13 protein-coding genes are annotated in these 15,471 nt (G+C 65.3%); 4 read left to right on the forward strand and 9 right to left on the reverse strand.

Translation table 11 applies throughout. The annotated features are described in order from the left end of the window. Positions 1-142 precede the first annotated feature (142 nt). Complete coding sequence (locus tag AWC31_RS14020; RefSeq protein WP_085144771.1) at positions 143-619, forward strand: hypothetical protein; 477 nt, start codon at positions 143-145, stop codon at positions 617-619. A gap of 19 nt (positions 620-638) precedes the next feature. Here AWC31_RS14020 and AWC31_RS14025 read toward each other — a convergent pair whose 3' ends face one another. The 9 genes from AWC31_RS14025 to AWC31_RS14065 form a co-directional block, all read right to left on the reverse strand. After that, positions 639-3,530: an MMPL/RND family transporter gene (locus tag AWC31_RS14025; RefSeq protein ID WP_085144772.1), complete on the reverse strand. Its 2,892-nt coding sequence runs from the start codon at positions 3,528-3,530 to the stop codon at positions 639-641. Next, positions 3,527-3,973, reverse strand: coding sequence for an MmpS family transport accessory protein (locus AWC31_RS14030; protein ID WP_110775066.1), 447 nt, complete (start codon positions 3,971-3,973; stop codon positions 3,527-3,529). Before AWC31_RS14030 ends, AWC31_RS14025 begins: the two co-directional genes overlap by 4 nt. Positions 3,974-4,235: 262 nt before the next feature. After that, on the reverse strand, positions 4,236-4,673 hold the full coding sequence (locus tag AWC31_RS14035) for a hypothetical protein (RefSeq protein WP_085144773.1): 438 nt from the start codon (positions 4,671-4,673) through the stop codon (positions 4,236-4,238). Between the two features lie 84 nt (positions 4,674-4,757). Then, positions 4,758-5,756, reverse strand: a complete 999-nt coding sequence (locus tag AWC31_RS14040; RefSeq protein ID WP_085144774.1) for a LacI family DNA-binding transcriptional regulator — start codon at positions 5,754-5,756, stop codon at positions 4,758-4,760. Beyond that, positions 5,753-6,448, reverse strand: a complete 696-nt coding sequence (locus tag AWC31_RS14045) for a nucleoside/nucleotide kinase family protein (RefSeq protein WP_275082044.1) — start codon at positions 6,446-6,448, stop codon at positions 5,753-5,755. Before AWC31_RS14045 ends, AWC31_RS14040 begins: the two co-directional genes overlap by 4 nt. Continuing rightward, positions 6,400-7,317: a PfkB family carbohydrate kinase gene (locus AWC31_RS14050; protein WP_085144776.1), complete on the reverse strand. Its 918-nt coding sequence runs from the start codon at positions 7,315-7,317 to the stop codon at positions 6,400-6,402. Before AWC31_RS14050 ends, AWC31_RS14045 begins: the two co-directional genes overlap by 49 nt. Then, entirely contained in the window at positions 7,295-8,074 is a 780-nt protein-coding gene (locus AWC31_RS14055; RefSeq protein ID WP_067853444.1) for an ATP-binding cassette domain-containing protein, read from the reverse strand. The genes AWC31_RS14050 and AWC31_RS14055 overlap by 23 nt, the downstream gene beginning before the upstream one ends. Next, positions 8,071-9,066 carry an ABC transporter permease gene (locus AWC31_RS14060; protein ID WP_067853441.1) on the reverse strand — a complete coding sequence of 332 codons (996 nt, stop codon included), beginning with the start codon at positions 9,064-9,066 and terminating at the stop codon, positions 8,071-8,073. Before AWC31_RS14060 ends, AWC31_RS14055 begins: the two co-directional genes overlap by 4 nt. A gap of 8 nt (positions 9,067-9,074) precedes the next feature. Further along, complete coding sequence (locus AWC31_RS14065; RefSeq protein ID WP_085144777.1) at positions 9,075-10,070, reverse strand: substrate-binding domain-containing protein; 996 nt, start codon at positions 10,068-10,070, stop codon at positions 9,075-9,077. A gap of 264 nt (positions 10,071-10,334) precedes the next feature. Here AWC31_RS14065 and AWC31_RS14070 point away from each other — a divergent pair, with 264 nt between their 5' ends. The 3 genes from AWC31_RS14070 to AWC31_RS14080 form a co-directional block, all read left to right on the forward strand. Then, positions 10,335-12,365 carry a toprim domain-containing protein gene (locus tag AWC31_RS14070; RefSeq protein WP_085144778.1) on the forward strand — a complete coding sequence of 677 codons (2,031 nt, stop codon included), beginning with the start codon at positions 10,335-10,337 and terminating at the stop codon, positions 12,363-12,365. A 12-nt stretch (positions 12,366-12,377) separates the two neighbouring features. Further along, entirely contained in the window at positions 12,378-14,516 is a 2,139-nt protein-coding gene (locus tag AWC31_RS14075) for a DNA gyrase subunit A (RefSeq protein ID WP_085144779.1), read from the forward strand. Positions 14,517-14,554: 38 nt separating this feature from the next. Beyond that, on the forward strand, positions 14,555-15,471 hold a 917-nt coding region (locus tag AWC31_RS14080; RefSeq protein WP_085144831.1), incomplete at its 3' end, for a 13E12 repeat family protein.

Genomic DNA, 15,471 nt, shown 5'->3' on the forward strand with positions numbered 1-15,471 from the left:
TGATTTCCTGTCTTGTTCCTGTGAAATCCGGCACGAAACCTTGGATCGGGTAGCGTTTCAAAAGGCGTGCGCGCTAGCAGTATGCGACTTCGGCACGTCAGGCGTGTCGCGCCGGGCTCGACGGCAACAGAGGAGCGACGAGATGAATCTCGGTCCGTGGGGTGATCTCACAATACTTGCTGCGGTGATGGAAATCGTCTTCGCCACTTGCGTTTTCATCTACATCGGCAGGCTGGAGAAACGGACGTCCCACCCGTTGGGTGATCAAGTCGGCGCCCATAAAGCAGTGCTGGCCAAAATCCGTAAGCGCCAGCCGATGACGCGGGACGAAGTGGACTACGCGAACGAATTGATTGCCGACGCGCGGTCGCCGCTCGCCTATGCGATACCTGCGGCATTGTTCACCATGGGCTTCTTCTATGTGGTCGGCTGCCTTTTCATGCTCCACCTCGACGGCGGCCATCCGTCGTTCCGCACATTCATCGGCGGCATCCCCATGTTGACTTCAATGAACATGGCGGGTCAGCTGCGCCGAGTCGCACGGTTGAAGAGAAAGTTACCGCAGGTTCCGGTGGTGGAGCACGAAGCTGCCGACGCAACCGTACGCGTCGGCAGCTAGCGAAACCGCCGTCCTCCCTTCAGGATTCCGAGCGACGAGACCCGCCCGCAACTGGGTCACCGTCCTCCCAGAGCAGTAGCTGTCGCACCGATTGGCGTGATCCGTAGGGCTGCAGCATCTGGCTGGCCGGTCGGGTCCGCACTTTGAGCGGCCACCAGAACCACCGCCCGATCAGCGCCGCGAAGGCAGGCGTCATGAAGGACCGCACGATCAGCGTGTCGAACAGCAGGCCGAGCGCGATCGTCGTCCCGATCTGACCGAGAATTCGCAGGTCGGCGAACAGGAATGAGGCCATCGTCGCTGCGAACACCAGTCCGGCGGCCGTGACCACCGCGCCCGAGCCGGCCATCGCCCGGATGATCCCGGTGTTCAATCCGGCGCCGATCTCCTCCTTGAACCGGGAGATCAACAGCAAGTTGTAGTCCGACCCGACCGCCAACAGCAGGATGACGGCCAATGCCAACACGATCCAGAACAGGTCGATGCCGAAGATGTCCTGCCAGATCAGGACCGAAAGCCCGAACGAGGCGCCGAGCGACAACGCCACCGTGCCCACGATGACGAACGCGGCGACGATACTGCGGGTGATGAACATCATCACGAGCAAGATGAGGCACAGCGCCGCGATCGCGGCGATCATGAGGTCGTATTTGGCGCCGTCCTGGATGTCCTTGTAGGTAGCCGCCGTGCCGGCGATGTAGAGCTTCGACCCGGCCAACGGAGTGCCCTTGACGGCTTCCTGTGCTGCGTGCCTGATCGCATCGATATGCGAAATGCCCTCGGGCGTAGCGGGATCGCCGTCGTGGGTGATGATCATCCTGGCGGCTTTACCGTCCGGCGAGAGGAACAGCTTGAGCCCGCGTACGAACTCCGGGTTGGTGAACGCCTCCGGCGGTAGGTAGAACGAGTCGTCGGTTTTCGAGGCGTCGTACGCCTGGCCCAGTGCGGTGGCGTTCTTCAGTGCCGCCTCGGTCTGGTCATTGATGCCCGATGTCGTGGCGTAGTTCGTCAGCGTCAGATCACGATTGGTCTGCTGGCTCTCGATCTGCGGCGGAAACAGCGCCAACAGTTTCGGCTGGAGCTCATCGAGCTTGGCGATGCTGCCCGACACGTTACCCAGTTGCTCGGTCAGCTCATCGATACCGTCGAGAGCGTCGAAGACCGATCTCAGCGCCGCACACATCGGGATGTCGAAACAGTGTGGCTCCCAATAAAAGTAGTTGCGCAGCGGCCGAAACTGATCGTCGAAGTTGGCGATTTTGTCTCGCAGGCTCTTGGCTGTGGCGACAGTCTGCTGGAACGCCTTGCTCTGCTCGTCGGTGATCGCAGCCGACTGCTGCTGCAGCTCATACTGTTGCCGCAGGATCGCGATCGAGCTGTTGATCACGTCCACCTGTTTGAGCAGGTCGGCGCCGCGGGCTTGCTGAAACGGCAGGTTGTTGATTTGAGAGGCGCTGCTCGCACTGATCTGAAACGGGATCGACGTGTGGTCGAGGGGCGTGCCGAGCGGCCTCGTGATCGACTGCGCCTGAGCGATGCCGTCGGTGTGGAAGACGGCCTTGGCCACGCGCTCGAGCAGGATCATGTCAGTGGGATTGCGTAGATCGTGGTCAGTTTCGACCATCAACAGTTCGGGATTGAGGCGTGCCTGCGAGAAGTGCCGTTCTGCGGCCGTGTAACCCACGTTGGCCGGAGCGGAGGCAGGCATGTATCCCCGGGCGTCGTAACTGGTCTGGTATCTCGGCAGGGCGAGCAGGCCGATCAGCGCGACGGCGATAGTCACCACCAGGATGGGCCCCGGCCAGCGGACGACGGCGGTGCCGATGCGCCGCCACCCTTGCGTGCGCATGGGCCGCGCAGGTTCGAACAGCCCGAAATGACGGCCGATGACGAGTAGTGCCGGCGCCAGGGTCAGCGCCGCCACCACGGCTACCAGCACGCCGATGCCGGCGGGGATGCCCAGGCTGTTGAAGTACGGCAGCCGAGTGAAGGTGAGACACAACACCGCACCGGCAATCGTCAACCCGGAACCCAGGATGATGTGGGCGGTTCCGTGGTACATCGTGATGAACGCCGTCACCCGGTCCTGCCCGGCGTACCGCGCTTCGTGGAACCTGCCCAGGATGAAGATCGCATAGTCGGTGCCGGCGGCGATGACCAGCAGCGTCAGCAGATTCGTTGAATACGTCGACAATTCGATGATGCCGGCGTTCGCGAGCACTGCCACGACGCCGCGGGATGCGGTCAACTCGATCATCACCGTGAAGATCACCAGGAACACCGTGGTGAGCCGACGGTACAGCCAGAACAGCATCACGGCGATGACGCCCAGCGTGATCAGCGTGGTTTTCAGGGTGCCCTGACGGCCGACCTCGAACTGGTCGGTGACCAGCGGTGCGGCGCCCGTGACGTAGACCTTGAGACCGGGCGGCGGCGGGTTCTGGTCGACGATGTCGCGCACCGCGTCGACGGACTCGTTGGCCAGCGACTCGCCCTGGTTTCCAGCGAGGTACAGCTGCACCAGTGCGGCCTTACCGTCGGCACTCTGAGAACCGGCTGCCGTCAGCGGATCACCCCAGAAGTTCTGGATGTGCTGAACGTGTTCGGTGTCCTGCTCCAGTTTTTGAACCAGGCCGTCGTAGTAGTGGTGGGCTTCGTCGCCGAGCGGCTGATCGCCTTCCAGGACGATCATCGCCGAACTGTCTGAGTCGAACTCGCCGAAGACCTTGCCGATGCGTTTGGCGGCCTGCAGCGACGGCGAATCCTGCGGGCTCAACGACACATTGTGCGCTTCGGCGACGGTCTCCAACTGCGGTACGAACACATTCGTCAACACCGCCAGCGCGAGCCAGAACAGCGCGATGAGCACCGAGAACCGCCGGATGAGATCCGGAATACGCCGGCCGCTCATCCGGACTTGTCCAGGCAGTAGGTGAAGGCGTTCAAGGTGTTCACCGTTCTCTCGTCCTTGACCACGTCATCGATCTTGATGCGGCAGCCGATCCAGTCGGTGTCGCCCTGCGCGGAGATGTTGACGGCGACGGCCGGTTGGGTCGTGGTCGCGTCGTAGGCCCAGGGCAGGGTGACGCCGTCTGCTCGTTGAGGCTGGGCGTCAACATCCAGGTAGGTGACGGTGGCGACCGTTCCCGGCGGGCCGAAAACCTCCAAGACCACATGCTTCGGGTTGAACGGGACGATCTCGTCGGCGGAACCGCTCGGCGTGGATACGACATCTTGTGACGCGAAGATGCCGTGCAGCCGATTCACCGCGAATCCCGCCAATACGACGACAACCACCGCCACCACGATCATCCAGTGCCGGCCGAGTCGACGGCTGATCGAAACCCGCTGCATCCGTGACCCTTTCATGAGCGGCGACAGTCGCGAACGGCCAGAATTCTTCTAGGAGGTCTAATCAACTAGGTTGACGGTACGACACGGGACGGTACTCCACAACACCACCGCCCGCGTAACCTGGCTATTCACAGCAACTTCGGAGGTTTAGCCTCTGGTTAGGCGACGACTTCTGCGGTAGGAGCGCGAACTCGGCGCTCTCAAGCGGTTACCGGCTTCGGCTCGGCGGGCGAGTCGACGACGACTCCGGCCCGGCCGCATCTCACGTGTTGATTCGCATCTCCGCACCAGGGTGCGAACTGAGGGTGACGACCACTGTGCCGCCACCTGTTTCGAACGTCGTGTTGGCGTAGCCGATGAAGCCGTAGTGCCCGTCGATGGTCGACACCGCGGTGATGTCCCGGCTCCCGGAGGCGCCGGTATCGAGATTTCTCCAAGTGGCTTCGACGGTGAGCGCACAAGATCCGTCATAGATGCCGGCGTCGTAGTGGATCGCCACCCGGACACCGTCCTCGACACGATCACCGATCTGCACCGGCGTCACCTGAGCCTCGGCACTGACATTGCCCGCGCACGTCGCAGCCGCGACCACCGGCACTCGATCCAGCTGTGCGAAGCTCTCTGCCTGCGCTGTCGCCGCCCACAACCACGGCACCGTCAGGGCGACGGCGAGCGCGCCTGCCACACGGAACCGAGTCATGCCCTTGTTATCGCCGACCGCCGCGGCGGTGTTAGCTACTTCAGATGGTTGCCCAGCCGGTCGTGTGACCACGACGTGAGAGTGTCAGGCACATCCACACGAATTACGGTGGTGGAACGTCGTCGGGATGCGAATCTGCTGTGGCGCGAATTCCTCGCCCCGAATACGGCGTAACAGCAGGTCGACCGCCATGGTCCCGATCGTCTCGACGTCTTGCGCCGCGGCGCTGAGCCTCGGCTCGAACAGATTGGACCATTCGAAGTCGTCGTAGCAGACGAATGCCAGGTCCGACGGAATCGACAAGCCGAGTGCGCGTATGGCCTTGAGCGATCCGATTGTCATGGCGTTGTTCAAGGACACCAGTGCTGTCGGCCGGTTGGCACTCGACATCAGCGACCTGACTTCACGTTCCGCCACATCCGTGTTCGATTCACCGTCGAGGACCAACGCTTCGTCAACGGCGATACCGTGGTCTGCGAGCGCCGCGCGGTAGCCATCGAATCGCTCGGTGGTGGAGGAGATCCCGGAAAGGCCCCGTACGACTGCGATCCGGTGATGCCCCAGCTCGATGAGGTGCTCGGTCAGCGACCGTGCCGCCGAGAAGTTCTCCGGGCCGACCTGATCGCAACCGATGTCGATTCCGCGGTCGATCAGAACCAAAGGTGTCCCGGTACGGGTGATTTCGGGGATGGTCACGCGCTCGGACCCGGCCGCGGGCGCGACGATCATCCCGTCGACCTTCCGGTCGAGCAGCGAGTCGGTGACCCGTTTCTCGGAGCCGACCTCGTCGTGGGAATCTCCGACGATCAGCACGTAACCGGCTTCCGAGAGCGCGCGTTCCACCGCGTGCACCAGGCTCGCAAAGTAGGGATTCGTCAACGCGGAGATCGACAGCCCGACCGTGTGCGTGCGCCCGGCGGCGAGCGACCGCGCGACGACATTGCGTCGGTAGCCGGTCTCCTCGATCGCTGCTTCGACGCGCAGCCGAGTGGAGGTGTTGACCTTGCGTGTGCCGTTGAGTACATGCGAGACCGTGGATGCGGACACGCCGGCGATGCGCGCGACGTCACCCATCGTGGTCATGGGAGTCGCACGATGCGGTCCGCGCGACCTGCGGTCGACTCGATCAATCTGGCGTTGCGCTCGTCGGACCCGAAGGCCCAGAACGCTGCTTCCTCGGGTGACTTTCCGTACGCCTCGTGTCGGCTCAGCAGTCGCGCATGCCGAATCTCGGTGTGGAGAGCCAAGAACCACACCTCATCGATGCAGGACCGGGCCTCAGACCACGCATCGGATTCCAGCAGAAGGTAATTGCCCTCGGTGACAACCAGCGGCACGTCGGGCCGAACGGGTATGGACGAACCGATCGGCTCTTCGATCTCGCGCCGGAATCGCGGTGCGTACACGACGGGGTCGTCGACGCGCTGTGCCCGCAGGGTCGCGATCAGCCGTGCGTACCCGCCGTCGTCGAATGTGTCATGCGCACCCTTGCGGTCCAGGATCCCCAGGTCGGTCAACACCTCATTGGCCAGATGGAAACCGTCCATCGGCACGAGCACGGCCGTGTCCGGACCCAGCGCGGTGACGAGCAGCTCTGCGACGGTGGACTTCCCTGCTCCCGGTGCTCCGGTGAGACCGAGAATGCGGCGTTCGCCGGGAATGACGAGTGCCTTTGCCCACTCGACCAACTGGTCCAGTGTGGCGTCCAGCGCGTCCTGCTCGAGGGTCACCGTTCTCGCTTCCGGGTCAGATCTGTATGGAGTTCGGTCAGCCATGCCCGTGGTCCGACCACCGAACACCGTAATGCCGCCACCCGAGCGGAGCGATCGATGCGCTCGGCAACACCACTTCCGAACGTCGAGAAGTACGCGTACGCACCGTGGAAGGCATCGCCGGCCCCAAGCGTGTCGACCACCGTCACCGGTTCCACCGGCACGGACCCGAACTCACCGTCCGACCACCACTCGACGGGATCGCCGCCGTGCGTGCAGACGACGGTGCGGACACCGCTGCCGACCAACGCTGCGGCAGTGGACGCAGAGTCGTAGGTGCCCGGTACGCGGAAGTCATTGGAGCACACCATGTCCGTCGCATGCGGAACGACATCACTCATCACCGGTTTCCATCGACCTGCGTCGACGACAACTGTGGTGGCCCGTGCGGCCGCATGCGCAACGGCAGCACGGGCGATCAACGGATGATGCCCGTCGACGAGCACCACATCGGCGTCCGCCACGCGATTCCCGATGTCGGCTGGCGGCGACGCATCCGAGTTCACGGCATCGAGCGAGACGACCGAGCGGTCGCCCGTCGATTCGACGACCGACACCGCGGAGACAGGCACCGCCCGAGTGCTACCTGCCGCCGCGTCGACGACGGTGACGCCGTAGGCCGTGAGGTCGGCTCGGATCAAGTCGGCGATCGGATCGTCACCCAGCGCCGTCACGAGGATCGCCTCACCGCCCAGCGCTGCGAACGTGACGGCCGCATTCGCGGCCGGCCCGCCAGCGGCGACGAACTGGGCGGTCGACGTGACTTTCTCGTTGACCGCAGGCGGTTTCGTGATGCGGTGGATCACGTCGAGCGTCGCCAGCCCGACGAACAGTCCGACCGGGGCCTCGTCAGAGACCGGCGCGTTCCTCATCCGTGGGCTCCTCTGCGCCAGTCATGAGCGCGACGACCTCGGACATCGAGCGCTTCTTCGGGTCGACGACACCGGCGCGCTGCCCGAGCCGGTGGATGTGGATCCGGTCGGACACCTCGAACACATGCGGCATGTCGTGGCTGATCAGCACGACCGGGATGCCGCGGTCGCGGATCGACTTGATCAGATCGATGACCTGCCCCGACTCCCGAACACCGAGAGCGGCCGTCGGCTCGTCCATGATGATCACCCCGCGGCCGAACGCCGCGGCCCGTGCCACCGCGACGCCCTGGCGCTGTCCGCCGGACAATGTCTCCACGGCCTGCGTCACGGACTTGATGCCGATCTTCAGGTCCGTGAGGTGCTGCGACGCCTCCTCGCGCATCCTGGGCATGTCGAGTCGGCGGAACAGACTGCCGGCGAGGCCTTTCCGCCGGACCTCGCGTCCGAGGTACAGGTTCGAGGCGATGTCGAGAGCCGCCACCACCGCGAGATCCTGGTACACCGTCTCGATCCCTGCGGCTCGCGCGTCGCGGGTGTTCCTGAACGAGACACGCACGCCGTTCATCAGGATCTCGCCGGAGTCCGGTACCACCGCGCCCGCCAATGCCTTGATCAGACTGGACTTCCCGGCGCCGTTGTCACCGACGACCGCGAGGACCTCTCCCTCCCGGAGCTCGAAATCCGCCCCGTTGATCGCCGTCACGTTGCCGTACTTCTTGACGAGTCCGCGTGCTTCGAGGACGGGCGCACTCATTGTGATCTCCTGCGGGCGAACTGATCCACCGCCACCGCGACGATCACGAGTATTCCGGTCGCGATGTTCTGGTAGAGGCTGTCGACACCGGCCTGCGTGAGTCCGTTACGGAGGACGGCGACGATCAACGTGCCCACCAACGTACCGACGACACCGCCGCGCCCACCGAACAAGCTTGTCCCGCCGATGACAACCGCCGTGATCGTCTCGAGGTTGGCGTTCTGGTACGCGTTGGGGTCGGCGTTCGGGATGCGGCCGAGGGCAGCCCACGCGGCGATCGCTGCGATCACACCCGTCGTGAGGTAGACCGAGAACAGCACCCGGCCGGACTTGACGCCCAACAGATTCGACGCGCCCGGGTTGCCGCCGACAGCGTAAATGTGCTTACCCCAAGCGGTTTGGGACAACGCATACCACATGACGGCGTAGACCAGCAGCATCGCGACCACGCCGTACGTCGTCGAGAACGATCCGATGCGAAAAGACGTGCCCAAGAACGTGAGTGGCCCCGGCTCCACGCGGTAGGTTTCTGAGCCCGCGAGCAGTCGCGTGCCCGCCAGTATCGCGGTGAACGTTCCCAGCGTGACGATGAACGGAGGCAGCCTCAGCATCGTGACGAGCCCACCGTTGATCGCACCGAACACCACGCACACCAGGAGCGTCGAGCCCAGGGCGACGACCGGGCCGTATGCGCCCGCGCTCTGGGCCATCACGATCGTCCCGAAGACCGCCACCGCGCCGATCGACAGATCAATCCCCGAGGTGAGGATGATCAGCGTCTGGCCGACGGCGAGAATGCCGACGACGACCGATTGCTGAAGGATCAGCGACACGTTCTGCGGGTTGAGGAACGAATCCGAGACCGAGCTGAAGATGACGATCGCGATGACGAGCGCCACCAGCGGGCCGACCAACGGTTCACGCAGGACTGTCCCCACGTTGAATCGGCTCGCTGCCGGTGGCGTCGCTCTCGCGGGAGCACCGGTGGTCATGACGGCGCTCAGCCCCAGCAGTTCTGTTCGCCCCAGGCGGTGTCCTTCGACTCGAGCCCGGGCACGGGCCTATCCGTGATGAGCTGCGAACCGGTGTCGTTGAATCCGCTGGGCTTGGTCCCGTCCTTCGCGAACTTGACGACCGCCTGCACCCCCTGCTCAGCCATTTTCGCGGGGAACTGCATGACGGTTGCACCGATCTTTCCGGACTTCACATCCGCGACGCCCGTGCAGCTTCCGTCGATCGATCCGATCGTGATCTGGCCCGTACGGTTGGCGGACTGTATCGCCTGGTAGGCACCGGCGGCCGCCGGCTCGTTGATCGTGTAGAGCGCGTTGACACCCGGGGCCCGCTGCAGAAGGTTCTCCATCGCCGTCTGGGCCTTGGTCTGGTCGCCGTTGGTGTTCTCCCGACCGACGATCTCGGGCGAGCCATTCGTGATGCCGAAACCCTCGAGGAACCCGTCGTGACGGAAGGTGTCGACCGTTCCGCCCGGGGTCCCGTCGAGCATCACGATCTGCGGCGCGGTGTTGCCGAGTGCGGCTTTCACCCATTTGCCCTGGCTGACGCCCGCGGCCTTGTTGTCGGTGGCGAAGGTGGCGTCTACTGCGTCTTCCGGGTCGGTCGCGGTGTCCAGGGCGATGACGACGATGCCTGCGTCACGGGCCTTCTTGATCGCGTCGAGCACCCCGGTCGAGGAGTTCGGCGTGATGAGAATGCCCTTCACCCCCTGACCGATCATGTTCTCGATGGCCGAGACCTGGCCCTCGTTGTCACCGTCGAACGCACCCGCCACGGCGATCAACTCGGCGCCGTCCTTGTCGGCCTGCGCCTGGGCGGACTCACGCAGCTTCACGAAGTACGGATTCGAATCCGTTTTGGTGATCAGGCCGACCTTGACGCTGCCCGAATCCGAGCCGCCGCACGCCGTCAGGCCGAGTACCAGTGAGCCGGCCATCAGCACAGTCCCCACTGTGAGCGTGCCCGTGCGCTTTCCCAACATGTGGACTCCCCTGTCCCCGCTGGGACGCCGATCGCCCCGCGTCTGCTGGAGCCTAGAAGGCAGGCAAGCGCTTGCGCATGCGCTTTCGCGAAATTCTTCGACGCACTTTTGTGACGAGACCCCCGAGTGCGCTTGCGCGAGGATGTCGGTTCGGCCGCCTACCATTTCCCCGGCACACCTTGTCGACGAGAGGATCGCAGGAACACCCGCACGTCGCGGCGTTTCGGCCCTTCCCACACCCGGCCCTGATGGAGAGGACCAGCAGTGAGTTACAGCGCCGCAGACATCACCGAGCTCGACGATGTCCAGCACACGCGGCTGCGCCCAGCGGTCAACCTGGGCCTCGACGTGCTCAACACCGCGCTGCGCGAACTCGTGGACAACGCCATCGAGGAAGTCGCCGATCCCAGCCACGGCGGTTCCACCGTCACGATCACCCTGCACGCCGACGGATCGGTCAGTGTCGCCGATGACGGACGCGGGCTGCCCGTCGACTCCGACCCGGTCACGGGCAAGAACGGCATCGTCAAGACGCTGGGCACGGCGCGCGCCGGCGGCAAGTTCTCCGCGCACGCCGACGCCACCAGCACCGGCGCGGGCCTGAACGGAATCGGCGCCGCGGCAGCCGTGTTCATCTCCGCCCGTACCGACGTGACGGTGCGCCGCGGCGGAAAGACCTATCTGCAGAGCTTCGGGGGCGGTTATCCGGGCGTGTTCGAGGGCAAGGAGTTCGACCCCGACGCCCCGTTCACCCGCGCCGACAACCAGAAATTGCGCGGCGCCGGCAACCGCAAACCGGATGCGCACGGCACCACGGTGCGAATCCTCTTCGACGCCGCCGTCGTACCGGATTCCACTATCGACATCGGCGAGGTGTTGTTGAGGGCACACGCGGCGGCACGGATGTCGCCCGGCGTGCACCTCGTGGTCATCGACGAGGGCTGGCCCGGCGAGGAGGTTGCGCCGGCGTTGATGGAGCCGTTCAGCGGGCCGTGGGGCACCGAGACCCTGCTTGACCTCATGTGCGCCGCGGCAGGCACACCGCTGCCAGAGGTGCGCGCGGTCGTCGAGGGCCGTGGCGAGTACACCACGGGACGCGGGCCCACCCCGTTCCGCTGGTCGTTGACCGCCGGTCCGGCTGAACCGGCGACGGTCGCCGCGTTCTGCAACACCGTCCGCACTCCGAACGGCGGGTCGCATCTGACCGCCGCGGTGAAGGGACTGTCCGAAGCGCTTGCCGACCGCGCGTCCCGCATCCGCGACCTGGGGCTCGCCAAGGGCGAAGACGGTCCGGAAGCACAGGATTTCGCCGCGGTGACCGCGCTTGCCGTCGACACCCGAGCACCCGATGTGGCGTGGGATTCCCAGGCGAAGACGGCGGTGTCGTCGCGGTCACTGAATGTGGCGATGGCGCCGGATGTGGCGCGCAGCGTCACGATCTGGGCGGCGAACCCCGCGAACGGCGACACCGTGTCGCTGTGGGCGAAACTGGCCCTGGAGTCGGCACGGGCACGGCGCAGCGCCGAGGGCGCCAAGGCCCGGTCCCGCGCGGCGTCGAAGGCCAAACTGGGTACGAATCTGTCGCTGCCGCCGAAGCTGCTGCCCAGCCGCGAGACCGGCCGGGGTTCGGGCGCGGAGCTGTTCCTGTGCGAGGGCGACTCTGCGCTGGGCACCATCAAAGCCGCGCGCGACGCCACGTTCCAGGCCGCCTTCCCGCTGAAAGGCAAGCCGCCCAACGTCTATGGGTTCACCGTGAGCAAGGCGCGCGTCAAAGACGAGTTCGATTCGATCGAGCGTATCCTGGGCTGCGGTGTGCGCGACAACTGCGACCCTGAGCAGTGCCGCTATGACCGGATCTTGTTCGCGTCCGACGCCGACCCCGATGGCGGCAACATCAACTCCAGCCTGATCTCGATGTTCCTGGACTTCTACCGTCCGCTCGTCGAAGCCGGCATGGTGTACGTGACGCTGCCGCCGCTGTTCGTCGTCAAGGACGGCAACGAGCGGATCTACTGCCAGGACGAGTCCGAGCGTGACGCCGCCGTGGCCCAGTTGAAAGCCAGGTCCAAGCGCAAGGTCGAGGTGCAGCGCAACAAGGGTCTCGGTGAGATGGATGCCGACGACTTCTGGAACACCGTGCTGGATCCGCAGCGGCGCACCGTGATTCGGGTGCATCCCGATGACGGCGAGAAGAAGCTGCACCACACATTGTTCGGCGGGCCGCCAGAGGGCAGGCGCACGTGGATGGCCGATGTCGCTTCCCGTGTCGACACCTCAGCGCTGGACCTCGACTAGGAGAAAACGGCCGTGACCGCCACCTTGGATGTTCCTGAACAGAACGCCGACCTGGTGCTCGACCAGAGCGCCGACGACTATTGGAACCACTACCAGCTGACCTTTGCGCTCTACAGCGTCAGCGACCGCGCCATCCCCTCGGCGTTCGACGGGCTCAAACCGGGTCAGCGGCGCCTGCTCTACCAGATGCACGAGTCGAAACTGCTGCCCGGCAACAAACCGCAGAAGTCCTCGAAGGTGTGCTCGGCCGTCACCGGCAACCTGCATCCGCACGGCGGCGCGTCGATGTACGGGGCGGCCGCGCTGATGGCCGCCGAGTTCCAACGTGTGAAAGTCATTGACGGCCAGGGTGCTTTCCCCCGCATCCAGGGCGATATCCCCGCCGCTGACCGCTACACCGAGATGCGGTTGTCGGCGCCCGGTGCGGCGCTGACCGCCGAACTCAACGACCACGCCGTGCCGATGGTCTCGACGTTCGACGGCGAGTGGATCGAGCCGACGGTGCTGCCCGCCCAATGGCCGATGTTGCTCTGTAACGGTGCCGTCGGCATCGCCGAGGGTTGGGCCACCAAGGTGCCCGCGCACAATCCCCGCGAGGTGATGGCGGCCTGCCGGGCACTGCTGAAAACCCCGAACATGACCGACGACAGGCTGGTGAAACTCATCCCCGGCCCCGACTGGGGGTGCGGCGCCACCGTGGTCGGCACAGCCGGGCTGCGGGAGTACATCACCACCGGACGCGGCGCGTTCACGGTGCGGGGCACAGTGTCCGTCGAGGGGAAGAACTGCATCATCACCGAGCTGCCGCCCGGTGTCGCGAGCAACACTGTGCAGGACCGGATCCGGGCCCTCGTCGACTCCGGTGAACTGGCCGGGGTGGCGGACATGTCCGATCTGACCGATCGCCGCAACGGGCTGCGGATCGTCGTCACCGCCAAACGCGGCCACAACGCCGAGCAGATTCGTGAGCAGCTGCTCGCGTTGACACCGCTGGAGTCGACGTTCGCGGCGAGCCTGGTGGCACTCGACGAGAACCGCGTGCCGCGCTGGTGGTCGGTGCGCGAACTGATCTCCGCGTTCCTGCATCTGCGCGATTCGGTGGTGCTGCGGCGCAGCGAGTATCGGCTGGAAAAGGTCACCGCGCGCCGCCATCTGGTGGCCGGGCTGATGCTGATCCACCTGGACATTGATACTGCCGTCGCGATCATTCGAGCGTCCGACACCGTCGACGAGGCCCGCCAGGGTCTGCAGGAGCGGTTCAAGATCGACGCCGAGCAGGCCGATTACGTTCTGTCGCTGCAGCTTCGGCGGTTGACCAAGCTCGATGTGATCGAGCTGCAAGCCGAAGCGGAGAAGCTGGACGCCGAGTTCGCCGAGCTGACCGAGCTGGTGTCCAACCCCGACGCCCGCCGCAAAGTCATCGACCAGGAACTCGTCGAGACGGCAAAACTGTTCAAAGGCGCCGAGTTCGACCGTCGCACCGTGCTGGACTTCGAGGCCACACCCGTCTCGTCGTCGGCCGCCGACGACGGCCCTCGTGAGCGCAAGGTCAATGCAGCGTGGCGCCTCGACGACCGAGGTGTGTTCTCCGACAGCCACGGTGAGCTGCTCACGTCAGGTCTGGGTTGGGCGGTGTGGACCGACGGGCGAATCAAATTCACCACCGGTGGCGGTCTGCCGTACAAGATCCGCGACATCCCGGTGGCCCCCGACATCACAGGCCTGCTGCGCTCCGGCGTGCTGCCCGACGGCTACCACCTGGCGCTGGTCACGCGACGGGGGAAGGTCCTGCGGATCGACCCCGCGGCGGTCAACCCACAGGGTGTGGCGGGCAATGGCGTGGCGGGTGTGAAACTGGTGGGTGACGGCGATGAGGTGATTGCGGCGCTGCCTGTCTCGTGTGAGAACGGCGAGGCGATCCTGTCGATATCCGAAAAGGGTTGGAAAGTCACCGAAGTCGCCGATATCCCGGTGAAGGGCCGCGGCGGCGCCGGCGTCGGGTTCCACCCGTTCGTCAACGGCGAGGATGCGCTGCTGTCAGCGTCGATCTCCGCGACCGGGTTCGTGCGCGGCAAGAAAGCGGTGCGCGCGGAGAATCGGGCGAAGGCTTCGGTGAAGGGATCCGGGACGGACGTCACGCCGGCTGGTTGACCCCAGAACTTGTCGTACCTCCCTGCGACAATTGGGTTATGTCGTCGGAGCCAGCGCCTTTCCCGGCTGAGGCGCGTCCTGTTGACCGGCTGGAGGTGTTGTTCGGCGAGGTCGCGCAGTTGTGCGGTCAGCGCAACGCCATCGATGGGCGCCTGGTCGAGATTGTCGCCGAGATCGAGCGTGACGAGCTGTGGGGCGCCACCGGGGCGCGGTCGATGTCGGCGCTGGTGGCCTGGAAAACCGGTGTGACACCCCGCAACGCCGACACGATGATGGCGGTCGCGCGTCGCCTCGACGAGTTCCCGCGCTGCGCCGAAGCAATGCGCGACGGCAGGCTGTCCCTGGATCAGGTCGGGATCATCGCCGAACGCGCCGCCGACGGATCCGATGCGCACTACGCGCAACTGGCCGCCGTCGCCACCGTCACCCAACTGCGCACCGCCGTCAAACTCGAACCCCACCCCGACCCGAAACCCCGGCCCGAACCCAAACGCGAAATCACCAAAGACGTCCACGACGACTACACGACCTACCGCATCACCCTGCCGCGGGTCGAAGCCGCGAAACTCGACACCGCCATGCAGTCCCATCACGACGCCCAGATCGCCGACTGGAAACGCGACCACAAGAATTGCGAGCAGGCCCCGCCGTTCCCGAACACCGTCGATGCCTTCATGAGCCTGATCGAGGCAGGCTGGGACACCGACGTCGCGGCCCGGCCCCACGGCCAACACACCACCGTCGTCGTGCACCTCGACATCGACAAGCGCATCGCCGCACTACATCTGGGCCCACTACTCACCGACGCCGAACGCCAATACCTGACCTGCGATGCCACCTGCGAAGCCTGGTTCGAACAACACGGCCACGTCATCGGAGCAGGACGAACCACCCGCACCGTCAACCGCCGGCTACGCCGCGCCCTGGAACATCGCGACCGCTGCTTCGTGGGCCG

Origin of the sequence: Mycolicibacterium wolinskyi (genome assembly GCF_002101965.1) — a bacterium.
In the GTDB taxonomy this organism is placed as follows: domain Bacteria; phylum Actinomycetota; class Actinomycetes; order Mycobacteriales; family Mycobacteriaceae; genus Mycobacterium; species Mycobacterium wolinskyi.